We start from the raw sequence: 24193 nt of genomic DNA on the forward strand, positions 1-24193 counted from the left end.
TTTTACTAATGATTGTAACACTACTTGGCTTTTTTTTATGTGCAGCTATAATCTTTTTTAGTGGTACTAAGTTGGCCCATTACGGTGACCAATTAGCCGAAATAACGGGTATGAGTAAGGCATGGTTTGGTTTAATTATGATGGCTTCTATAACTAGTTTACCAGAGTTGTTTGTTGGTATTAGTTCTGCAAGTATCATAGAATCTGCTGATTTTGCAGTAGGTGATATTTTAGGAAGTTGCGTATTTAATTTAGCTATATTATCGCTGCTTGATGTTTTTTCTAAAAAAACACATTTGTTTTCTGTCGCATCACCAAGCCATGTGCTAGCTGGCGCATTAGGTATTGTTTTATTCTCTTTTGTAGGTATTGGTCTCTATTTACCTTACGATTATAAAATCATTGATTGGATTGGAATTAGCAGTATCGTTTTTATCATTATTTATTTGGTATCAATCAAGTTGGTTTATCAGTACGATAAAGAGCATCCTTTAGCGAATATTCCTCTAGAAAAAGCGGTACTACAAAGTAAAAAAGCGCTTAAAAAAGTTGTATTTTGGTATACTATTAATGCGTTAGTTGTTATCGGCGCCGCATTGCTACTTCCTTATTTTGCAGAACAAATTTCAAATCAAACAGGCCTTCAAAAATCATTTATAGGAACTCTACTATTAGCTGCTTCAACATCGCTACCAGAAATAGCAGTTTCAATTGCAGCCATTAAAATTGGAGCTACCGATATGGCAGTAGGTAATTTATTAGGTAGCAATTTGTTCAATATTTTCATTTTGGCAATTGATAATCTTTTTTACCGTAAAGGGCACATTTTAGTTGATGCTTCAGAAAGTAATATTATTTCTGTATTTTCCATTATTACCATGACAGCAATTGCAATTATAGGGCTTACTTATCGCTCTAAATCGAAGCCGTTTTTACTGGCATGGGATACATTGCTGATTGTAATTATGTATGTTTTTAATATGGTCATTTTATACCAACTGCAATGATGAACTACCACTTATTACCAATTTCAGAAATCCTAGAACTTCTTGATACAAATTCAAAAGGGCTTCACACAGCGGAAGCTGAAGAACGTATAGCACGCTACGGAAAAAATGAATTAAAAGAAAAAAAGAAAGTATCAGTCTTTGTTTTGCTATTGCATCAGTTCAAGGATGTAATGGTCCTTATTCTTCTACTTGCAGCCATCATTTCTTTTGCTGTTGGCGATGTGAAGGACACTATCGTCATTTTAGTTATTGTGGTACTCAATGCCATAATTGGATTTATACAAGAATATCGTGCCGAAAAAGCAATGGAGGCATTGAAAAAAATGTCGGCATTTAATGCCACAGTGCGAAGAGGAGGAACTATTGTTCAGATTGCCGCGTCTGAATTAGTGCCTGGTGATATCATAATTTTAGAAGCAGGAATGTCAGTTCCTGCCGATATTCGCTTAACAGAAACGTATTCTTTAAAAGTAGAAGAAGCAGCACTAACAGGCGAGTCAAACGCAGTTGAAAAAAACACAACTGAAATCACAGTTGAAAATTCCCCACTAGGCGACCGATTTAATATGGCTTACAAGACAACTATTGTAACTTACGGACGTGGCGAAGGTATCGTCGTGGCAACGGGAATGGATACCGAAATTGGTCGCATAGCGCAATTGCTACAAGAAGATGAAACTAAAACACCTCTTCAAAAACGATTAGCTGATTTTGGAAAAAAATTATCTTTTGTTGTAGTTTTTATTTGCCTCATTATTTACGGTGCAGGTTTGCTTCGTGGCGAAGACCCAATAAAAATGTTACTTACAGCAATATCGGTCGCAGTAGCAGCCATTCCTGAAGCACTTCCAGCAGTTATTACTATTGCTCTAGCTTTGGGAGCAAAACGAATGGTAAGCAAAAATGCACTCATCCGAAAATTACCTGCCGTTGAAACATTAGGTTCTGTTACCTACATCTGTTCTGACAAAACAGGAACCATCACCCAAAATAAAATGACAGTGATGGACGCTTGGATTGCACCAAAAGAGGTAAAGATTGAAACCTTCTCTGGAGAGGAATTGTTATTGCTAGCCATGGAACTCAACCACGATGTCATCGAAGTCGAAGATAAAATACTAAAAGGTGACCCAACCGAAGTGGCTTTAGTGGAGTATACCAGAAAAAATAAAAACTACGACCAAAAATGGTTGACTGATTTTAAACGCCAACACGAATTGCCCTTCGATTCCGTGCGCAAATGCATGACAACCATTTACCACTTAAAAGGAAAATGGCTTATTGTCACCAAAGGCGCAGTAGAAACAATAGTTAGTAAATGCGATGAGGTAAATTCAGAGGAAATAAATAAAGCTATCGAAAATTTTGCCCAGCAAGGAAAACGAGTTTTAGGATATGCTATAAAATATATTGATACCTTACCCAACAGTATTTCCATTGAAACCATTGAAAATAATCTCAAATTCATTGGATTGGTGGCAATGATTGATCCGCCAAGAGAGGAAGTTATACAAGCAATAGATGATTGTCATACTGCGGGTATTACCCCAGTTATGATTACAGGTGACCATCCTATTACTGCAAAAGCTATTGCCACAGAAACAAAAATTTTAAGACACAAAACCGATAGAGTCATTACAGGTCTGGAACTTGCTACTTTTACAGAAGAAGAATTTGAGAAAGAAATCGAATACATCAAAGTATACGCCCGTGTATCACCCGAACAAAAACTAAATATTGTAAAAGCACTACAAAAGAAAAATCACTTTGTCGCAATGACTGGCGATGGAGTGAATGATGCACCAGCATTAAAACGAGCCAACATTGGTATTGCCATGGGCATCACCGGCACAGATGTTTCTAAAGAAGCAGCACACATGATTTTGTTAGATGATAATTTTGCCACAATTATAAAAGCTGTGCGAGAAGGTCGCAGAATTTTTGACAATATCCGCAAATTCATAAAGTATACCATGACCAGTAACAGTGGTGAGGTATGGACTATTTTCTTAGCGCCGCTTATTGGTTTACCTATTCCACTGTTACCCATTCATATTCTGTGGATAAATTTGGTAACAGACGGTCTGCCCGGACTTGCTTTTGCTTCAGAGCAAGCCGAAGAAGATATTTTACAACGACCACCACGCAAAACAGATGAAAGTATTTTCAGTGGCGGTGTAGGCGTTCATATTCTCTGGGTAGGATTGCTGATGGGCGCTATTTGCATTGGCACACAAGGTTGGGCAATTCATGCCGGAAATGAGAAATGGATGACCATGGTATTCACTGTTTTAAGTATATCTCAGATGGGGCATGCTATGGCTATTCGTAGCGAATGGAAGTCACTTTTTAATCAAGGTGTTTTTGGCAATAAGCAATTATTAGGTGCTGTCTTTTTGACACTTGGTTTACAAATCGCAGTTATTTATGTACCATTTTTACAAGATATTTTCAGAACACAAGCACTTTCGGCAGTAGAACTATTGATATGTTTGAGCTTATCAAGTATCGTATTTTGGGCGGTAGAAATTGAGAAATGGAGTAAACGAAGAAATAGTAAACCACAAGGTGGAAGTCAAGCCTTAATTGTTCATGATGCAGGCCGAAATTACCTGTAAAATTAAAATCAAACTTTACATCAAATGACAGTCTGCTACTCAGCAGATAAACGTTCATTCTATCTACTGCTGCCCAGTGCAAAAAAATGTGCTTGCCTTACATTTTAGCATGTGATATTTTTTAGTACAAAAAAAATCACCTAAATTGTCCACCCAGCTATCGATAAATTTTAAACGTAAATACAACAAACACCTGCTGCATGAATACTATTTATATGACTTATTCAAATAGTAAAACTTGTTTACTACTGTGCCTCATTTTATTATCTTTTACCAAAACAAATGCACAATTTATAATCAAAGACGATAACATTTCAAAAAAAAGTTCAATACATCAATATACTGAGTTTATTGATGTAAAAAACAAAGAGCTCACTTTAAGCGAAGTACAACAAATTCCTGCGAGTAAATTCAAATACATCCCCAATGAAAATTTCGATTTTGGATTTACAGCAAGTAACATTTGGTTAAAATTTAAGCTAAAAAATGAAACCAACATAGAACAATTATTTTATTTTGAAACTGCACGACCGATTACTGATATAGCTGATTTATATATAATAAAAGCAGACAAAACAATTTCAAAACTGAGTAGTGGCGACGCTATTCCTTACCATAAAAGAAATATCGATGTACGAAAAACTATCTTCAAAATTAGTTTGAAACCCCACGAAATACAACAATTTTACCTTCATATAAAAAGCGATGGCGAAATGCTCTCAATGCCCTTAGTATTGCATAGAGCGGAGAGTTTATTAGAAGAAAGTGCTTTTGAACAATTTGTTTTCGGTTTTTTCTATGGAATTTTGATTATTGCCGCCATTTTGTACTTATTTTTCTTCTTTGGGTTGAGAGATACTACCTTTTTCTACTATAGTATGTATGTAGTTTTTATTGGCTTATTACAATTCTCAGTTGATGGTTATTTCTATAAATTCATTACCCCAAATGCGGGATGGTTTTCGTTGCATGCAGTGGCTATTTTTGCCTGTGTAGCTAATTTTTTTCTGGGACGCTATGCACAAGTCTTTCTAAAAATAATAGACCATAATACGGTTATCAATAAAGCTTTTTACATCCTTTATGTTTTAGATGGATTACTACTAGTGTCGCTGTTTGTAGTGCCAAATGCTTTGGAATATGCTTATCCATTGGCCAATGGTTTAGGTCTCATTTTGTTACTATTAATCATTGCTTTACAAATATCAGTGTATAATAAAACGAATCGAATTGATAAGTTTTTTTCGATTGGTATTTTGTTTTTAATTTGCGGGTTTGTAGTGTTCATACTCAAGAATTTTAGCATCCTTCCCTTTAATTTCTGGACAGAAAACGGCTCAAAAATAGGAACAGGAATAGAAGTAATATTTCTGTCGCTTTCCATGGCAAACTTAATTAGGCAATTAAAAAATGAAAAACAAGAACTCCAGACCATAGCACTTCAAAAATCGGAAGAAATGAACGAACTGAAGTCGTATTTTCTTTCTAACATCAGCCACGAATTAAGAACACCGTTAAATGCAATTCTAAACACTGCAAAAACCATTGCTACCAGTACCAAAGACGAGCAAATTGTAAACAACAGTCAAATTATAAAATACTCAACCTATAGCCTACTGAGTTCCGTTAACGATATTTTAGACTTTTCCAAAATTGAAAAAAATGAAATTAAACTCGAAGTAACCGACTTTGATTTAATAAAAACTGTTGAAAATATCAGCAACAATTTTAAGCGTCAAGCTACTGATAAAGGAATAGAATTTACTTTTCAAAAAGGCGAATTTATACCATCCGTTATAAAAGGCGACGTGGTTAGACTTAGCCAAATTGTACACAATGTGCTGAGCAATGCCGTGAAGTTTACATACGAAGGAAGTATCCAATTTAAGGTCGAGGCAAAAACGGCTGACGCTCATAAAACTAAAATCCTATTTACCATAAATGATACGGGTGTTGGCATACCAAAAGAAAAAATAAATAGTATATTCGATTCTTTTACCCAAGAAAGCATCAACGACAAGAGAAAATTTGGCGGCTTAGGACTAGGACTTTTTATAGTAAAATCATTAGTACAACTGCAAAATGGCAAAGTAGACATTCAAAGTCAGATTGGTCTGGGAACCGTTTGTACCATTGAGCTTGACTACGAAATTGTAAATGACAAAGCCTTGCTGATAGCAGCCGAAACAAAAGAAGAATTTGACTTACAAGGAAAAAGAATATTAGTTGTCGAAGACAATGCAATGAACCAAATGGTTATTAAAATGATTACCAAAAAATGGCTAAATACCACCGTCGAATTTGCCAATAACGGCGAAGAAGGCGTCAATCAACTAAAAGAAAATCACTACGATATTATTTTGATGGATTTGCAAATGCCGATTATGGACGGCTATGAAGCCACCATCGTCATCAGAAAAGGTGAAGCTGGCGAAAAAAACAAAAATATTCCCATTATCGCCGTGACTGCTGATGTCATGGAAAGCACCAAAGAAAGAGTAATAGAAGTGGGCATGAATAAATATTTATCTAAACCCATTAATAAAGAAGACCTTTTTAAAGCAATCAAAGCAGTAGTATAAAACATACTAACTCCTTTTTCCGACCATGGATGTCGTTGTAAAAAATCAAAAATTTTATATTTTGATTCACCAAGAGTAATTTTATTTATGATTACTTTTGCAGAGTTTTAAAAAGTAATTAAAATGGTAAAAGATTTATTCGAAAGAATACAAAACAATAAAGGTCCGTTAGGAAAATGGGCATCACAAGCCGAAGGATATTATGTATTCCCAAAACTAGAAGGCGAACTTGGACCAAGAATGCAGTTTCACGGCAAAGAAATATTGAACTGGTCAATCAATGATTATTTGGGCTTAGCCAATCACCCCGAAGTGCGCAAAGCCGATGCTGATGCTGCCCTACAATATGGCGCAGCGTATCCAATGGGCGCACGAATGATGAGCGGTCATACCAATGTTCACGAACAACTAGAAAACGAATTGGCAGCTTTCGTTCATAAAGAAGCAGCCTATTTGCTCAACTTTGGTTACCAAGGCATTATGTCTACTATAGATGCGCTGGTTACTCGAAATGATATCATCGTGTATGATGTAGATGCACACGCTTGTATTATCGATGGCGTTCGCTTGCACAGTGGTAAACGATTTACCTATAAGCACAATGACATTGAAAGCATGGAAAAAAACCTGCAACGTGCCACAAAAATGGCAACTGAAACTGGTGGTGGCATTCTATTCATTACCGAAGGTGTTTTTGGAATGCGTGGGCAACAGGGCAAACTGAAAGAAGTCGTAGCCTTGAAAAAAAAGTACAATTTCCGACTATTGGTTGACGATGCGCACGGTTTTGGAACACTAGGAAAAACTGGAGCTGGTGCAGGCGAAGAACAAGGCGTACAAGACCAAATTGATGTCTATTTTTCAACGTTTGCTAAATCAATGGCGAGTATCGGTGCCTTTATTGCTGCCAATCAAGATGTAATCGATTATTTGAAATACAATTTACGCTCTCAAATGTTTGCCAAAGCGTTACCTATGATTCAAACCGTTGGCGCGCTAAAAAGATTGCAATTATTACGAGACAATCCAGGCTTAAAAGATAAATTATGGGAAAATGTAAACGCGTTACAAAACGGATTAAAAGCCCGAAACTTTAACATTGGCGACACCAATACCTGCGTAACCCCGGTTTATTTAGAAGGAACCGTACCTGAAGCGATGGTGATGGTGAATGATTTAAGAGAAAACTACGGCATCTTCCTTTCCATCGTTATTTACCCTGTTATTCCAAAAGGAATTATTTTATTGCGAATGATACCTACGGCGTCGCACACTCTAGCCGATGTCGAAGAAACACTCACTGCTTTTGAAGCCATTAGAGAAAAACTTGAAAATGGTACTTATAAAAAAATAGCCGAAGCTACTACTGTCGACCTCGACGCGTAATCTTCGAATACTCTATCTTAAAAGCCATCTCGATACTATTGGGATGGTTTTTTTATTGGTTTTATTCTATTTCGTGCGCCTGACAATTCTTCTTGACAATACAATAATGTTGAAGTAGCTTTTTTTAACAAAAATCCCAAAACTTAACTTCACTACACTTCGCAAACTAGTGTTTTATTATAAAACTGGTCTGCAACACATTGCCATTATCTTTTAAAATTTGTTTTATTGACTTTGGTCAATTTTGGATAGATAGTTCCACTATAATTTTGTGGAAAATTAATTAACAAGACAAATGAAAAAACTATTTATTTTATTCTTATCGCTATCAAGTTTAATTTCTTTTGCACAAACAGGAGTAATTAGAGGAACGATTACAGATAAACAATCCGAAAAAACTATTCCTGGTGCAACTATTGAATTATTGGGAAACCCAAGTATAAATAACATCACAGACGAAAAAGGAAATTTTGAATTGTTAAATGTACCACTAGGACGGCAAACCATCAGAGTAAGTTTTATGGGGTATGAAAGTTCAACAGTACCAGATATTGATGTGACTAGCGGAAAAGATGTTATCATTTCAGTTTCATTAATTGAAAAATTCAACACCTTAGAAGAGGTCGTTATTGTTAGTGATGGTAATAACAAAGCAAAATCCATCAATAAATTAGCCGCAGTATCTGTCCGTCAATTTTCTCCCGAAGAAGTAAACCGTTATGCAGGAGGACGAAGTGATGTAGCGCGATTAGCATCCAATTTTGCCGGTGTTTCAACTGCCGATGATAGTAGGAATGATATTGTTGTTAGAGGAAACTCCCCAACTGGATTACTTTGGCGATTAGAAGGAATTCCTATTCCAAGTCCTAATCATTTTGCCACTTTAGGAACTACTGGTAGTCCAGTTTCAGCATTGAATCCAAATTTATTAGCCAATTCTGATTTTATAACTTCTGCTTTTCCTGCTGAATATGGTAATGCTATAGGAGGAGTTTTTGATTTAGGTTTGCGAAAAGGAAACAATAAAGAATACGAATACGCTGTTGGTATTGCTGCATTTCCGGGTGCCGAGTTTATGGCGGAAGGTCCGATGGGTAAAAAAGGAGGTTCGTTTTTAGTAGCTGGGCGCTATGGAATTGTTGGCGCATTAGGCTTAGCTGGAACAGCTGCACAACCAAACTATAATGACATTTCCTTTAATCTAGATTTTGGAAAAGGAAAAATGGGTAACTTTTCGGTTTTTGGGATTTTAGGAAATTCTAATATAGATTTGATTGGTGATGATGTAGAATTATCGAGCGATGATTTATTTGCCACTCGAGATGAAGACGCCTTTGTAACGTCAAATTTTGGTGTTGTTGGATTGAAACATACTATTGACATTGGCACAAAATCGTATTTAAAAACCGTAATCAGCGCTTCTACATCGGGCAACACTTATGAGGAAGACCGTTATTTTAATTTAGATACTCCTACAGAGTTTAAACTTCGGTTTACTGAAGTAGATAATACCGAAGATAGAATAACGTTTTCTACACTTTTCAACTCTAAAATTTCTAAGAAAATAACATTTAGAAGTGGTTTGCTATTCGAAAATTTCTCATTAGAAAACAAATTGACAGATAGAGATAGACAAAACGATAATGATGGCGATGGTCAACCCGATTTTGTGAATTTGATTGATAATGATGGTTCGTATTCCATTATACAACCTTATGCCACAGGCCAATTTCGTTTGACCGAGAAATTAACGTTTAATGCTGGTTTACATGGACAATATTTTTCTTTGAATGATGAATTTGTTTTCGAACCAAGAACTGCATTAACCTATGCCATTAACAACAAAAGTGCTGTGAATATTGGTTATGGTTTGCACCATCAAAATGTAACAGCGCCACTTTTATTCTTAAATGAAAACATAAATGGAAACCTAGTTCAAAGCAATAGAAACTTAGATATGACTAGAAGTGCACATTATGTTATAGGCTATGATTTGCGTTTCGCCGACAAATGGAGAGCTAAAGTTGAGGTGTATTATCAAGATATTGACAAAGCAGCGGTTGAAAAAACACCATCAGGTTACTCTTCATTAACCGAAGGTGCAAGTTTTGGATTTACTGTCGACAAAAATTCTTTAGTGAGCACCGGTACAGGTTTTAATCAAGGTGTAGAATTTACTTTGGAAAAATTCTTTAGTAAAGGCTATAATTTACTTTTCACCACTTCGCTTTTTGAAAGTAAATATACGGGTAGTGATGGTATTGAAAGAAATTCCCCTTTTAATAATGGATATGTAATCAATGCGTTGGCAGGAAAAGAATTCAAAATAGGTAAAGCCAAAAAGAATATATTTAGTATCAATACTAAATTTACTACTGCCGGTGGAAGATATTATACACCTGTAGATTTAGCAGCATCACAAGCAGCTGGCTTCGAGATAAGAGATGAAGCCAATGCTTTTAGCGAACAATATGATCCTTATTTGCGATTGGATTTGAAATTTGGCTTTAAATTCAATAGTAAAAAGAAAAAGAGTTCGCACCAATTCTATATTGATTTACAAAATATTACTGATAATAGCAATGTGTTTTCAAGAGATTTTAATAGAGTAACACAGCAAGTAAATCAAATTGACCAAATAGGATTTCAACCCGACTTTGGTTACAGATTTCAATTTTAACAGTTAGTTCGTTTTATATTTCATTTTGTTTGATTTAGAGTTTGTAAGTAACAAAAGCGTTGCAAACTCTAATTTTTTTAAATCTTTAAACTAATTTTATGCTTCATAATTTAGAACAGTTTACAAGAAAGTATGTGAAATTCACTACCGAAGAGTTGTTTACTCTGGCACATTTATTTGAACCATTGACAATTAACCAAAATGAATTTATCATAGCAAAAAATCAGGATATAGTCAATTTGTACTTTTTAGATAATGGTGTATTAAAATCATACATTGAAAATAACAATAAAATGCATCATGTTAAATTTTACTTTAGTCCTATCTTTTTTTCCGATTTAAATGCTATAATTACCAAAAAAGAAACTAATAGAAATTTTGTAACAGTAAAAAAATCTGATGTATTTATCGCTAAATTCGAAGACATTAAAAAGCTAAACGCAAAATCAGAAAAACACAACCTTTTTTTTAAAATGATTTTTAAGGATGATTATATGTTCAATTAAAAAATGACACTGTCATAAATTATTAAATGTAAGTGCATGTTGGATAATATTAGATTTTTTTTATCGCGATTTGAGAAATTAAGCGATGAAGAGTTAGAGGCTTTCATAGGGATATTTAAACCGCTATCTATCAATAAACTAGATCATTTGTTTATTGAAAGTGAAATGGTATCAAGTATATTTTATATTAATGAGGGTGTTATGCGAGGATATTATAATAAAGAAAATGAAGAAATAACTACTCATTTTTATTTTGGTCCAACAATAGTTACCGATTTACTAGCTGTGAGAGGTACTGTTCCAACCAAAATGAATGTTCAAGCACTAAAAAATTGTACTGGGATGATAGCTAATTTTTCCGAATTAGATACGTTGATTGATCGATATCCAACAATTGAGTCGGTGTTCTTTAAATTTCTGGAACATTTATATCTTTTTGGTATGGCTCGACAGCATTCATTTATTTTTGATACACCCCAAGAACGATATATGAAACTTTTTGCTGAACGACCAAAAGTAATAGCTGAAATACCGCAACGTTATATTGCATCCTATTTGGGTATCAAACCTGAAACTTTAAGTAGAATTAAAGCACGCATTTTTAAAGAACTATAACATGGAGAATTTTAAAGCATTTACCACGCATTTTGCCGCTTTAACAGAAAAAGAAATGACTGATTTGAAAGATTTGTTTGAACCGATGAGCGTTAAGAAAATGGATCATGTTCTTGCTTCAGGAACCTATGTTAAAGATTTGTATTTTTTTAATAAGGGAACTTTTAGAGTATACCATTTGAAAGATGGCGAAGAGTTTACAACTAAATTTTTATTTAGTCCTACTATATATGCCGAATTGTTTTCAATTCGAAAATTAACACCTACTTTTTTCAATATTCAAGCATTAACGGATTGTGATTGTTATAAAGCCAATTTCAGAGAAATTGAAAATTTGTCGGAAGCGAGACCAAATATTAGAAGATTATTTTTAAAGCTATATGAACACATTTATATCAATGGAAAAAAAAGAGAGCTCTCATTTATTTTGGATTCTCAAACAAAAAGATACAATAACTTGATTGCTGAAAATCCTCAAATAATTGACCAAATTCCATTGCAATATATAGCTTCTTCCATTGGAGTAAAGCCCGAAACTCTAAGCAGGATAAGAAGAAAGAGTAAAGAACGCTAATCATACCGCAGTAGAAGTTAAAAAAATAATTCAAGATCAATATCTTGATATAGCTATAAAAGTTTTGTATTTAAAGTGTAACATTTACACAATAGTTAAAACTTATTTGAAAAAAAAGTTATGTTAATTAACAAGGCAATTGCATCAGACAATAGTGGAAATGAAATAAGAGTTTCAAGTGTTTTTAACTATGAAAACAAAATTGAATTCAATAATTTCTCTGCTAAATATGTTCTTTCTGGTAAAGAACTATATCAGTTAAACAATAAAAAATATAGTGTTTCGTCAGGCGAATATGTAGTAGGAAATAAAAGTATAGAGGCATCAATAATAATTGATAGCAAAGAGCCTGTTAAAGGTATCTGTATTGACATTGCAAAATCAAAAATTGAAGAAATTATTGACTTTTCATTTTCAAAAAATCAAACCTTCAAAAAATTTATTTTTGAACAAGAATGGATGTCAAAAAAATATAATGCCGCCAGCACCAATCTAGGATATGCTATAAATCAAATAGCGCAAAAGGTTGAAGAAAACAATACCGAAAAAACCTTTTTTACAAATGATATTTTTTATTCTTTAGCCGAATGTATTGTAAAAGATCAAGAGTACATCTTCACCCATTTTCAGAGCTTAAAGGCAATTAAAGAAGAAACCAACGGCAAACTTTTGGATTTTATTTACGATGCTAAAAACTTCATGGATACTCATTATTTAGATAAAATTAACTTAGATACCATTGCACTTGAAGCAAAAATTTCACAATACCATTTTATTCGATTATTCAAGAAAATGTTTAATGTTACTCCTTATCAATACATTAGTCAAAAGCGATTACATTTAGCAAAAGCATTATTACTCGAAGGAACAGAAATAATTGATTGTACTTACATCACTGGATTTTCAAATCCTGCCAATTTCTCTAAAGCATTTAAGAATGAATTTGGCATTCCTCCTAAAAATATGAAATGCAAAAATTAGCAATTTTTGATAATTTTTAATCCATATCGGTTATTAGATTTGTAGTGGTTAAATATTGAAAAAAAATAACAACATTAATATGCTAATCAAATTATCTTAAAATGAAATATGTATTATTCTTATATTTTCTAGTAAACCTATCATTTGCTCAAGAATTTTCTTGGAACAAACTAGAAACGGAACCCTATCCTGGCAAGCAAGACGACATTACTTTTGTAGATGAAAATACAGGTTGGTATGTTAATGGTTATGGAAAAATTTTTCACACTACCGATGGCGGCAAAACATGGGAAAAACAACTAGAACAAAAAGGTTCTTTTTTTAGAACCATTGCATTTCTTGACAAAAATGTGGGTTTTGTAGGTACGGTAGGTACTGATTATTTTCCTAATGTTAGCGATACTATTCCGCTATATGGTACAAAAGATGGTGGTAAAAGTTGGAACCCTGTTTCCTACAAAGGACCTTATGTAAAAGGACTTTGTGCGATAGATGTGGTCAAAGAACAATATATCAATCACGGAAAAATTGATTACAAACACCATATCTATGCTGTGGGAAGAGTAGGAAGTCCGGCCAATATGATAGTTTCCCATGATGGTGGTGTAACATGGACATCGCAAAGCTTGAATGAAGATTGCAAAATGTTGTTTGACATTAAAATGTTTGACAAAAACAGCGGAATCGCCTGTGCCGCAACTAGTGAAGATATTTCACAATCCAATGCGTTGCTTTTAAAAACTACAGATGGTGGCAAAACTTGGAAAAAAGTGTACCAATCCAATAGACCTTTTGAAACTACTTGGAAGGTTTCTTTCCCTACCGAGAAAGTGGGTTATGTTACCATTCAGTCCTATAATCCTGACCCCAATGTGAAACAACAACGAATTGCAAAAACCACAGATGGTGGCAACTCGTGGGTAGAAATAAATTTAGTGGAAGATGCTGCTGCACGCGAATTTGGTATAGGATTTTTAGACGAAAATCATGGTTTTGTGGGCACCATGAATAGCGGGTATGAAACCCTTGATGGTGGAAAAACATGGACTAAAATTGATTTGGGTAGAGCTTGTAATAAAATTAGAATTTACGCTACAGCAAAAGAGGCAGTTTATGGTTATGCGATTGGTGTAAACGTTTATAAGTTACAAAAGAAGTAACTCCAACTCTAGCAGGCAATTGCACTTTTGATAATAAAATAATTAAGAAAGATCAGTACTAGTAGTAGTAATTAAATGTATTGTTTACTCATGGAAGAATCTAAAAATTTTAGCCCTGTTTAGCCTATTGTATGCTTTGTTTGTTTTCCTGATGGTTTATCGTGTTGTAATCAAAGAGGATTATCTCGATGGCGCGTCATCGTTGGGAATTGCATTAATTTTCGACCCTTTTGACCAAAATAGGAAATGGAATAATAGACCGCTTTGGCAAAGAGCTTGGTTGATTGTTCATTTACTGCTATTGATGGTACTATTTGTTGTTGGAATTAGTCACAAAATGTAAAACTGTAATGATAAAACTAATTATTTATTGCGGGATGACTTTATCTACTGCCCTATTTGGTTAGGGTAATTGTCGTTTTTACTCTTTTACTAAAAATTACCAGATGCGCACCAGCGAACACGCTTGTTGGTGGTTTCAAACACTTTTACGACCTTTTTGTGGCTTATTGTTTTTTAGTAAACAAAACGGGGCACTTTTTTTGTTTCTGTACCAAAGTTTGCTCTAGTTGCCTACTCCAAGACCGTAGAGATAGCTTCCAAGACCGTAGAGATAGCTTTCCGACGCTCGACTCTTTTTTCCGACGCCCACCCGTTTTTTCCGACGCTCGACTCTTTTTTCCGACGCCCGACTCTTTTTTCCGACGCTCGACTCTTTTTTCCGACGACCGACTCTTTTTTCCGACGCTCGACCGTTTTTTCTCTAAAGACCACACAGCATTTTCTATAAACGCCATAATCCCTTGCTGTACTTTTACATCTTTCCCATAAACTAAAATAGTACTTTACGGAAAACCGTACTATCGAGTTAATAACTCAAAAATCCGTAATCTTTTGATTTTATGCATAGTAAAGGGTTTGGCGATTTTTTCTACACCCGCTTCCATTGCGCACCATGCTGGCTGCCGCTATAGATTAGCCCTTTATACAAAGGCACTTTACTCAGCATAACTACCCTACTATTATAATTAATAAAAAAAATAGCCTCTTTACGGGAAACCGTAAAATGGAACATTTTTTTTGTTTTAGGTTTGTGAAAAATAAAACGAAAGAAACACTATTAAAAGAGTGAGACTGTCAATGGCAAGGAATTAAAAGCAACAACAGCAGTAGTTTGCTTTGATTTGTAGGGTTTATTTTTTAGATTTGGGAAAAAGTATATTTAGAAAAAAGTTTTGGCTATCAGTATTTTTTAGGAAGTAAATGCTAAACTTGTTTTGGGTATATACGAGTTTTGTGCAAGATTTTGAGACGCTCGATTAAAATTGAAAATAAAACATATCTTTGAAAAAAAAAGAGGATGAAAGTTAATATAAAAAATTTAGGCGCAGTTAAAAGCGCTACAATCGACTTAAATAAAAGGTTAAATGTTTTCTGTGGGAGAAATAGCACAGGAAAAACATATATGGCTTATATACTTTATTCTATTACATCATTGGGAAATAAAAGTTTCGGAATAAAGCTTGATAAAAAATTAATAGATCTGTTACTAGAAAGTAATGTTGTAGAAATTCCACTCGATCTTGATCAAATGTACGACTTTAAGGCAAAGGAAAGCAACAAAATAAAACCTAATTTATGGAAACTTTTTTCGATACCCGAAAGTAAATCTAACGATTTCTTCTTAAAAACAGAAATAGATTTGACAGAAACTAAGGAAGAGTTTATTTTAAGAATTCATAAAATCAAACTAAATGATAAACTAAAATTTCACGATTATACTTTTACCATAATTAAGGAAAAAGAAAATGTCATCAAAGTAATATTGGAAGAAGATATAATTAAAAATGAATCTTTTGTCAGATACTTTGACTTGGTGTTTTTATCCATTTTATACTCAAAACTAATTTATTATCCTGTTATGTCCTCAACGATTTTCCCCGTTGAGAGAAATTCAATCTTTACTTTCAATAAAGAATTGTCAATAAAGAATAATGAGCGATATGATTTAATTAAGCAGCTCTCCTCTAATAAAGATGTCAACCCTTTTGAACTGTTTTTGAATGCTTCAAACAGATATCCACAACCAATTAGAGATTGTTTAAAAGTTGCGGATGATCTTGAAACCATTAAGAAAACTAATAGTACTTATTATGATTTTGCAATTGAAATTGAGAAAGAATTGTTAGACGGTAAAGTTATTATTGGTAAGGAAGGAAATGTGGAATTTTTAAGTAACAAAACTTCAAAAAGTAGAACTTTATCTTTTCATCAAAGTTCTTCTATTGTAAAAACATTAGCAGGGCTCATAATTTATTTGAAACATACTGCACAAAAAAATGATTTAGTTATCATAGATGAACCCGAATTAAATTTGCATCCTGATAATCAAATCAAATTGACGCGAATACTTGCTAGGCTTATGAACAAAGGGCTTAACCTCATTATTAGTACGCACAGTGATTATATATTAAGAGAAATTAATAATTTAATTATGTTATCATCTAACGACAAAAATTTAATCTCTATAAAAGAAAAACATCAGTTTAAGGATGATGAATATATTGATAAATCTTGTATTGATGTGCATTACTTCCATTATAAATCAAAATCTCAAGCTGATGTTAATAGTGTAAAAATTAGTGAATATGGTTTTGAAATTCCTTCAATAGATGACGAAATTAAACTGCAGAATGAACTGACTAACGATTTGTATTACACAATGAGATATGGTAAATTAGAATAGCATGAGTAGATTAGGTGCAATAAATGAAATTCTTCACGAAAGATATCTCGATGGAAATAATTTTCTTATTGAAGCAGATATAGATAATAAAGGAATTCGATTTGAAATGCGAAGAAAAATTGTGGCGAAAGCAGGTCTTAATTACACTTTATATAAATTCGACGCACAGGACTCTATCTTTCCATATTTTAAGGCAACTGGTATCGACAACCTTAAAAAAATGTGTGATTACGTTATGTTCGTAGAAGATGGTAACCATCTTTTTATATTTTTAATAGAATTAAAAAAAGGTTTAGATTCTGCAAAAAAACAATTAGAAGCAGGTGAATGTTTTACAAATTATATTATAGCCACTATTAAAAGATTAAATAATGAATTTGAATTTACTGATGCTAATTTACATTATAGAAAAATTCGCATTAGTGAGTCGCAATCAAAAAAATCAACACTAAAAAAAGGCTTACTAATTCACAATTCAGGAGTTATTGACCATCAACATCCTGAAATATTTATCTTAAACGAATATTTAAGTTATTAACCCCGCTCGCACAGATTTGCAATTCCTACCCACCAGCCCCGCTATCACCCAAATCCCTTCACATGGTTTCAAATAAAAAAATAACAATTATGCTAACTTACAGGCTGGTTTTCTTATAAGTATTTTAGTATATTTGAAAAAGAGATTACCTCGACTGTTAGCTATCGCTCGGATGTGGAGGTTTTTTTACAGTCTGACGTTAACAGACATTTAACGGAACATTTGCATAAAGACAAAAATGACAAATTGAAATTATGAATATACTGTTTATTATAGGCAATGGTTTTGATATGAATCTAGGAATGAAAACCCAATATTCAGATTTTTATCCAGAATATATAAAATCAAAAAATGATAATGATGTAATAATGGGATTGAAGGAAAGGATAAAAGACAACTATGAAAGTTGGTCTTGTTTGGAAACCGCAATTGGTCAGGATACCAGAAATTTGTCCTCTAAAGACGAAGTTGATATTATTACTGAAGACATAAAACGAGTTTTAGCAGATTATTTAAAAAAAGAATTTGAAAGGTTTGATTTTAATCATTATGATAGAAATAAGCTATGTGAATACCTAAGTTATCCTGAAAAATATTTAGAAACTGGTAGTTTTGAAGACATTCGTGATTTTCGAAGCAATAGACATACCGAAGAATGGATAACAAACATCGTAACATTCAATTACACTTATTCTTTAGACAAACTTTTAGAAAATATCCCTAACAACATACTAGGTAATAACCGTAGTAACAGACCAATAACATTGAAAAAAATAATCCATATACACGGATACTTAGATAAGGATATGGTTCTTGGTGTTAACGACATTAAACAAATCGAGAATAATGCATTCCATGATGATATAGATGTTGTTGAAGAACTTTTAAAACCAGAATGCAATAAAGCTATTAATCATAAATTCGATAGAGATTTTAAAAATCTAATCAATAAGGCAGAAATAATTTGTATTTATGGTTCTTCAATTGGACAAACAGACAAAATTTGGTGGGAATTAATTGGTGAACGACTTAAAGAAAATATTCGAGTTATTATTTTTACAAGAGCTGATGAAAAAGTATTGGTAAACCAAAATCTTTCCAATCGGAATAGAAGAAAAGGAACTGCTTTTACAAATCGTCTATTAGCATTTTCAAATCTTACCGAGGAAGAAAAAATTGACGCTAAGTCAAAAATTTTTGTTGGTGTTGGAAGAAATATTTTTAATAATATTTTGAAAACTAAAACTGGAGAGAAAAAATAAATTGAAATAATTTCTTTAGAATTCATATTAAATTGATTTAAAAAAAATATTGAAAAAATATGAATGATAATATTGCAGTAGGAATTTTAGTTGGTTTAGCTACAGGCACATCTTTATATGTATGGAATTCTAATAGTTTTACAAAAGTTCAAAAAATTGGATTAGTTTGTTGTATAATCTTTCCGCCATTACAATGGATTTCAATTTTATTAGTTTTAGCAATAAATAAATATCAAGCCGAAAATACAACTGAAGCAAAAACAATAAGACAAAACATAGAAAATAAACAAAATCTTGATTCAGCAAAAAATAATCTAATAGAATTAAAAGAGAAAGGTATAATTACAGATGATGAGTTTAACTCTAAAGTTGACAAAATTGAAAACCAAAAAAAAGAATTAGATATAAAAAATTCTATAGAATACAGACAGTTAAAAAGTTTACTTGATAGTGGAATTATAACAATTGAAGAGTTTGATGATAAAATTGAAAAAACAAACTTATTTTTTGTAGAAAGTAAAATAGAAACATTAGCAATGAGCTCTAAAAAAATAATTGGTGTTTGGAGGTTTGAAAATGAAACTTTTGAATTTTGGTTAACTGGTTATTTTGTTTATAAAACAAACAATATTAAAGTAGCATGCGGTTCATGGCTTAATAAAAATAAAAGAATCACCATAAATTTAAAAGATTCAAGCATAAGTATTTTAGTCTTAAACATTGAAAATAATAATTTAAAAATATCTGTAAATTATAAAACTATTTTATGTGAAAAAATAAAAGATAACATTTAATAATAACGATCATTTCTGGCGAGCGAATCCCACCGCTACCACCCAAATACCTTCGTGTGGTTTCAAATGAAAAATAACTGCAAAATTTATGTGGTTTTTTTCACTTACAATTATTTACTATATTTGATGAAGTAATTGTGGAAATTTCTTTACATTCTGACGACAGTGACAACCAAACACATGAAGTAGAAAAAACCGTTAAATAATGAAGACTTTTATCTCAGATTTAATTCCAAAACTAAAACAATTTTCAAAGAAACTTGATGACTTAGCCTTATTAACAAACCAACATTGGGTCGTAGTTGACGACATAGGTAACAATAAAAATGTCTACATATTCAGGGCGAATAACGATTTACTTATTTCACAAAATGGAAAAGTTGAAAAAGCTAAGTGGGAATATCTTGGGAACAACTCCTTATTAATAGACAGAAAGGATGAAAGTTATCTGTTTAAGCACGGTTTTTTCGATAAAAATATTTTAGCACTTAAAGTCGACAGCAAAGAGGAATATGCATTTTTAATTAATGAAAATAAATATGATGGCGAATTAAATTCAATAGAAAGAGTTTTAGACTTTTTAAAAAAGTCTTATCTTGAAACACCAATAGAAAAATTTATTGAAGTTGAAACAGAAAAACAGAAAATTAACATTCCACTGGACATTGTTTTAGTGAGTCATAAATCTAATAAGGGTATTTTAAAATTCGAACAAACACATGATAAATATCTTAATCTTGATTATGGTCAAAAGGTTTATCTAGAGGGAAAACCAGCACCAAATGGAAAGTATAAGCTTGATTTTATGCGATATATTCACATACAGGAAGGAATAATTACGACTGTAAGCATTTTATAAACACCATTAGAAGTCCAGCTCTGCTAATTTTCCCCACTTCGTAGCAACAAAAAAATCGCTCCCACCCAAATCCCATTTCGACTTCCTGTCTTTGCGGCAACCCAACCCACCACTCCTACCCTCAATCAAAAGAAAACCCACACCCGTTTACTTTACATTGTCAAAATCATTTATTTTTGGTAAGTTTGAAAATGTAATCACATCCTTATATGACCTTAGCCCAATACATCGCCAAAATCGATACGCTTTACAAAACAGGAAACGCCCGCGAACACTCCTATCGTGGCGATTTACAAAACCTTATCATGGCTATACTGCCTGACGTATTGGTTACTAACGAACCCGCAAGAGTGGACTGTGGCGCACCCGATTATGTATTGACTAGAAAAGACGTGCCTATTGGCTATATCGAAGCCAAAGACATTGGAGTTGACCTTGCCAGCAAAACCCTCAAAGAACAATTTGACCGATACAAAGCCGGTTTAACCAACTTAATTTTTACCGACTATTTAGATTTTCATTTTTATAAAGAGGGCGAGTTTATAACCAAAATTGCCATTGCCAAAATTGAAAACAACGCAATAATCCCAATACCCGAAAACTTCAACCAGTTTGAAAGTCTTATCATAAACTTTGCACAAACCATTTCCCAAACCATCAAATCGCCAACAAAACTAGCGCAGATGATGGCAGGAAAAGCCAAACTGATGGCAGATGTTATCGAAAAATCGTTAAACAAAGACGATGAAAATCAAAACCGTTCCCAACTAAAATCGCAAATGCTGTCCTTTCAACAAATGTTGATACACGATATAGACAACAAAGCCTTTGCCGATATCTATGCCCAAACCATTGCCTACGGAATGTTTGCCGCTCGCTATCACGACCCAACGTTACCCACATTTTCTAGAGAAGAAGCCGCTTCGCTCATCCCAAAAAGTAATCCTTTCCTTCGAAAGCTGTTTCAAGACATTGCAGGTTATGATTTAGACAACCGCTTAGTTTGGATAGTAGAAGAACTAGTTTCTATTTTCCTTGCCAGTGATGTAGCTATGATTATGAAAAACTTTGGGCGTTCCACCAAACAAGAAGATCCAGTAGTCCACTTCTACGAAACCTTTCTAGGCGAATACAACCCAGCGTTAAGAAAAGCCCGTGGCGTTTGGTACACTCCACAACCCGTAGTGAATTTTATAGTTCGCGCCGTAGACGATATTCTCAAAACCGAATTCAATCTAAAAGAAGGACTTGCCGATACCAGCAAAATTAAAATCAAGAAAAAAGCCGTTACCCAAACCAAAGGAAAAGACGCCAAACTAAAAGAAGTAGAAACCGAAATCGAAGTACACAAAGTCCAAATCCTCGACCCAGCTACCGGAACAGGAACTTTCCTAGCCGAAGTAGTAAAACACATCCACAAAAAATTCGAAGGACAACAAGGCATTTGGAGCAAATATGTAACCAATGATTTAATACCTAGATTAAATGGTTTTGAGTTATTAATGGCTTCCTACGCCATGGCACATCTAAAAATGGACATGCTACTCACCGAAACTGGCTACAAACCTACCGACGACCAACGGTTTAGAATTTTCCTAACCAACAGTCTCGAAGAAGCACATCCTGATACTCAAACACTTTTTAGTTCGTGGCTAAGTGACGAAGCCGACCAAGCCAACGCCATAAAACGCGATGCACCTGTGATGGTAGTTATTGGAAATCCGCCTTATAGTGGAATTTCTTCTAATAATGGCAAATGGATTTCAGATTTAATTGAAGATTATAAATATGTTGATGGAGAACATTTTAAAGAGCGTAAACATTGGTTAAATGATGATTATGTAAAATTCATGCGTTTTGGACAACATTTTATTGATAAAAATGGAAGTGGAATTTTAGCCTTTATCAATCCTCATGGTTTTTTAGACAATCCAACTTTTAGAGGCATGCGTTGGCATTTATTACAAAGTTTTGATAAAATTTACACAATTGATTTACACGGAAATAGTAATAAAAAAGAAACTTCACCCGATGGTTCAACTGACCAAAATGTATTTGATATTCAACAAGGTGTTTCAATTAATTTATTTGTTAAAACAGGAAATAAAAAAAGTGAAGAATTAGCAAATATTTTTCATTCAGAAATTTATGGCAAAAGAGAAATTAAATATAAATTCCTTAATGATAGTAATTTAAAATCAATAAAATTCAAAGAAATAAAACCTGAAAAACCATATTTATTTTTTATTAATTCTGATAACATTTTATTTGAAATTTATACTAAAGGTTTCCAAGTTAATAAATTATTTGTAAAAAATTCAGTGGGATTTGTGTCTGCAAATGATGGATTAAATATTTCATTTTCAAAAGAAGAACAAATAAATAAAATTAAAGATTTAATTCTAATGGATGAAAATCTTTGGAGAATAAAATATAATAGATTAAAAGATGCAAGAGATTGGACCTATAAAACAGCTAAAAATGATGGCTTAAATTTTGTAAATTCTGACAATTATATTGAAACATTATATAGACCATTTGATAAACGTTTTACATTGTATACTGGAAATTCTCGTGGTCTTTATTCTAGTCCTCAACCTAAAATTATGCAACAATTTATTAAAAATGATAATTTAGGTTTAGTAACTGCAAGAAGTAATAAATCTGAAACTTGTGACCATTTTTTTATTTCAAAAAATATCATGGAAACTAAATGTGGTGAAAGAACTACTCAGTCAGCAATTTTCCCACTCTACCTATACCCCGAAACCACAACTCAAACCAGTTTATTAAACGAAGTAGTTCGCACTCCAAATCTAAACATGGAAATAGTCAACAAAATGGCTACGGATTTGGGTATGTATTTTGCACCCGAAAAACCAGATACTAAAGACTCCTTTGTCATTTCGACGCAGGAGAAATCACATAACGCTAATCCAACCGAGTGTGATGATACTTCTACTCAGCAAAACAATAATAATGCATTTGCACCCATAGATATTCTAGACTACATCTATGCCGTGTTGCATTCCCCAAGTTATAGAGAAAAATACAAAGAGTTTTTAAAAATAGATTTCCCACGAGTTCCTTATCCAAAAAACCTGCAAGGTTTTAAAAACCTTGTAGGTTTAGGTGCTCAACTCCGCCAAATCCATTTACTAGAAAGCGAAGCAGTCGATAAACTTATTACGCAATACCCTGAAGATGGCGATAATGTAGTAACCAAACCAAAGTTTGTAGCCGTCACTTCGAGTGCGGAACAAAGTGGAGCGTATCGAGAAGCAGGCAACGTATTCATCAACGAAACCCAATACTTCGCCAATGTTCCACTAGTAGCCTGGAATTTCTACATCGGCGGTTATCAACCCGCCCAAAAATGGCTCAAAGACAGAAAAGACAGAGAACTAAGCTATGAAGACATTCGCCACTACCAAAAAATAATTGTAGCCCTAACCGAAACCGATAGATTAATGAAGGAGATTGATACAATTGAACTATGAAAACAATAAAAAAAATTCATTCTTTTGTCATTCTGAGGAACGAAGAATCACACACACTAATCAAACAATGAATAAAAAAATTCATTACTTTGTCATTCTGAGGAACGAAGAATCACACTCACTAATGACACAATACGAGAATAGCAAGTGTGATGTTTCCTGCGTCAACATGACAAAAAGAGAGAATTCATTACTTTGTCATTCTGAGGAACGAAGAATCACACTCACTAATTAAAAAACAAGAAAAAACATGACATTCCTTTTGTCATTCTGAGGAACGAAGAATCACACTCACTAATCAAACAATGAATAAAAAAATTCATTATTTTGTCAATCTGAGGAACGAAGAATCACACTCACTAATCACAAAAACAAGAAAAAA

General features: G+C 33.2%; 17 protein-coding genes. All 17 read left to right on the forward strand.

The annotated features are described in order from the left end of the window. The first annotated feature begins 8 nt into the window (after nt 1-8). The 17 genes from WFZ85_RS12285 (at nt 9) to WFZ85_RS12365 (ending at nt 23811) form a co-directional block, all read left to right on the forward strand. Nucleotides 9-1007, forward strand: coding sequence for a sodium:calcium antiporter (locus WFZ85_RS12285; protein ID WP_342696594.1), 999 nt, complete (start codon nt 9-11; stop codon nt 1005-1007). Further along, nucleotides 1004-3628 carry a cation-translocating P-type ATPase gene (locus WFZ85_RS12290; protein ID WP_342696595.1) on the forward strand — a complete coding sequence of 875 codons (2625 nt, stop codon included), beginning with the start codon at nt 1004-1006 and terminating at the stop codon, nt 3626-3628. Before WFZ85_RS12285 ends, WFZ85_RS12290 begins: the two co-directional genes overlap by 4 nt. 200 nt (nt 3629-3828) lie before the next feature. Then, nucleotides 3829-6210 (forward strand): hybrid sensor histidine kinase/response regulator, encoded by a 2382-nt coding sequence (locus tag WFZ85_RS12295; protein WP_342696596.1) that lies wholly within the window; start codon nt 3829-3831, stop codon nt 6208-6210. A gap of 123 nt (nt 6211-6333) precedes the next feature. Further along, on the forward strand, nt 6334-7596 hold the full coding sequence (locus tag WFZ85_RS12300) for an aminotransferase class I/II-fold pyridoxal phosphate-dependent enzyme (RefSeq protein ID WP_342696597.1): 1263 nt from the start codon (nt 6334-6336) through the stop codon (nt 7594-7596). Nucleotides 7597-7891: 295 nt separating this feature from the next. Then, nucleotides 7892-10276, forward strand: a complete 2385-nt coding sequence (locus tag WFZ85_RS12305) for a TonB-dependent receptor (RefSeq protein WP_342696598.1) — start codon at nt 7892-7894, stop codon at nt 10274-10276. Between the two features lie 98 nt (nt 10277-10374). After that, nucleotides 10375-10782, forward strand: coding sequence for a cyclic nucleotide-binding domain-containing protein (locus WFZ85_RS12310; RefSeq protein ID WP_342696599.1), 408 nt, complete (start codon nt 10375-10377; stop codon nt 10780-10782). A 36-nt stretch (nt 10783-10818) separates the two neighbouring features. Continuing rightward, the gene (locus WFZ85_RS12315; RefSeq protein ID WP_342696600.1) at nt 10819-11397 is read left to right on the forward strand and encodes a Crp/Fnr family transcriptional regulator; all 579 of its coding nucleotides are present in this window, start codon (nt 10819-10821) and stop codon (nt 11395-11397) included. 1 nt (nt 11398) lies between these two features. Beyond that, complete coding sequence (locus tag WFZ85_RS12320; protein WP_342696601.1) at nt 11399-11971, forward strand: Crp/Fnr family transcriptional regulator; 573 nt, start codon at nt 11399-11401, stop codon at nt 11969-11971. Between the two features lie 120 nt (nt 11972-12091). Next, on the forward strand, nt 12092-12952 hold the full coding sequence (locus WFZ85_RS12325; protein WP_342696602.1) for a helix-turn-helix domain-containing protein: 861 nt from the start codon (nt 12092-12094) through the stop codon (nt 12950-12952). 101 nt (nt 12953-13053) lie between these two features. Beyond that, nucleotides 13054-14112 (forward strand): WD40/YVTN/BNR-like repeat-containing protein, encoded by a 1059-nt coding sequence (locus WFZ85_RS12330; protein WP_342696603.1) that lies wholly within the window; start codon nt 13054-13056, stop codon nt 14110-14112. 151 nt (nt 14113-14263) lie between these two features. Further along, nucleotides 14264-14455: a hypothetical protein gene (locus WFZ85_RS12335; protein WP_342696604.1), complete on the forward strand. Its 192-nt coding sequence runs from the start codon at nt 14264-14266 to the stop codon at nt 14453-14455. 1017 nt (nt 14456-15472) lie between these two features. Further along, nucleotides 15473-16858, forward strand: coding sequence for an AAA family ATPase (locus WFZ85_RS12340; RefSeq protein WP_342696605.1), 1386 nt, complete (start codon nt 15473-15475; stop codon nt 16856-16858). Between the two features lies 1 nt (nt 16859). Next, entirely contained in the window at nt 16860-17396 is a 537-nt protein-coding gene (locus WFZ85_RS12345; RefSeq protein WP_342696606.1) for a hypothetical protein, read from the forward strand. Between the two features lie 254 nt (nt 17397-17650). Beyond that, a complete protein-coding gene (locus tag WFZ85_RS12350; RefSeq protein WP_342696607.1) occupies nt 17651-18658 on the forward strand; it encodes an AbiH family protein in 1008 nt (335 codons plus the stop codon). 59 nt (nt 18659-18717) lie between these two features. Continuing rightward, on the forward strand, nt 18718-19452 hold the full coding sequence (locus WFZ85_RS12355; RefSeq protein WP_342696608.1) for an SHOCT domain-containing protein: 735 nt from the start codon (nt 18718-18720) through the stop codon (nt 19450-19452). A gap of 205 nt (nt 19453-19657) precedes the next feature. Next, entirely contained in the window at nt 19658-20311 is a 654-nt protein-coding gene (locus WFZ85_RS12360) for a hypothetical protein (protein WP_342696609.1), read from the forward strand. Between the two features lie 209 nt (nt 20312-20520). Further along, nucleotides 20521-23811: a type ISP restriction/modification enzyme gene (locus tag WFZ85_RS12365; RefSeq protein WP_342696610.1), complete on the forward strand. Its 3291-nt coding sequence runs from the start codon at nt 20521-20523 to the stop codon at nt 23809-23811. Nucleotides 23812-24193 lie beyond the last annotated feature (382 nt).

Origin of the sequence: Flavobacterium aureirubrum, from assembly GCF_038739835.1 — a bacterium.
Classification (GTDB): domain Bacteria; phylum Bacteroidota; class Bacteroidia; order Flavobacteriales; family Flavobacteriaceae; genus Flavobacterium; species Flavobacterium aureirubrum.

What these genes read in the sequence shown, in the direction of transcription:
- WFZ85_RS12365 (WP_342696610.1), top strand. Translation starts at nt 20,521, where the DNA reads ATGACCTTAGCCCAATACATCGCCAAAATCGATACGCTTTACAAAACA.
- WFZ85_RS12315 (WP_342696600.1), top strand. Translation starts at nt 10,819, where the DNA reads ATGTTGGATAATATTAGATTTTTTTTATCGCGATTTGAGAAATTAAGC.
- WFZ85_RS12330 (WP_342696603.1), top strand. Translation starts at nt 13,054, where the DNA reads ATGAAATATGTATTATTCTTATATTTTCTAGTAAACCTATCATTTGCT.
- WFZ85_RS12345 (WP_342696606.1), top strand. Translation starts at nt 16,860, where the DNA reads ATGAGTAGATTAGGTGCAATAAATGAAATTCTTCACGAAAGATATCTC.
- WFZ85_RS12285 (WP_342696594.1), top strand. Translation starts at nt 9, where the DNA reads ATGATTGTAACACTACTTGGCTTTTTTTTATGTGCAGCTATAATCTTT.
- WFZ85_RS12325 (WP_342696602.1), top strand. Translation starts at nt 12,092, where the DNA reads ATGTTAATTAACAAGGCAATTGCATCAGACAATAGTGGAAATGAAATA.
- WFZ85_RS12355 (WP_342696608.1), top strand. Translation starts at nt 18,718, where the DNA reads ATGAATGATAATATTGCAGTAGGAATTTTAGTTGGTTTAGCTACAGGC.
- WFZ85_RS12300 (WP_342696597.1), top strand. Translation starts at nt 6,334, where the DNA reads ATGGTAAAAGATTTATTCGAAAGAATACAAAACAATAAAGGTCCGTTA.
- WFZ85_RS12295 (WP_342696596.1), top strand. Translation starts at nt 3,829, where the DNA reads ATGAATACTATTTATATGACTTATTCAAATAGTAAAACTTGTTTACTA.
- WFZ85_RS12340 (WP_342696605.1), top strand. Translation starts at nt 15,473, where the DNA reads ATGAAAGTTAATATAAAAAATTTAGGCGCAGTTAAAAGCGCTACAATC.
- WFZ85_RS12320 (WP_342696601.1), top strand. Translation starts at nt 11,399, where the DNA reads ATGGAGAATTTTAAAGCATTTACCACGCATTTTGCCGCTTTAACAGAA.
- WFZ85_RS12290 (WP_342696595.1), top strand. Translation starts at nt 1,004, where the DNA reads ATGATGAACTACCACTTATTACCAATTTCAGAAATCCTAGAACTTCTT.
- WFZ85_RS12350 (WP_342696607.1), top strand. Translation starts at nt 17,651, where the DNA reads ATGAATATACTGTTTATTATAGGCAATGGTTTTGATATGAATCTAGGA.
- WFZ85_RS12335 (WP_342696604.1), top strand. Translation starts at nt 14,264, where the DNA reads ATGGTTTATCGTGTTGTAATCAAAGAGGATTATCTCGATGGCGCGTCA.
- WFZ85_RS12360 (WP_342696609.1), top strand. Translation starts at nt 19,658, where the DNA reads ATGAAGACTTTTATCTCAGATTTAATTCCAAAACTAAAACAATTTTCA.
- WFZ85_RS12310 (WP_342696599.1), top strand. Translation starts at nt 10,375, where the DNA reads ATGCTTCATAATTTAGAACAGTTTACAAGAAAGTATGTGAAATTCACT.
- WFZ85_RS12305 (WP_342696598.1), top strand. Translation starts at nt 7,892, where the DNA reads ATGAAAAAACTATTTATTTTATTCTTATCGCTATCAAGTTTAATTTCT.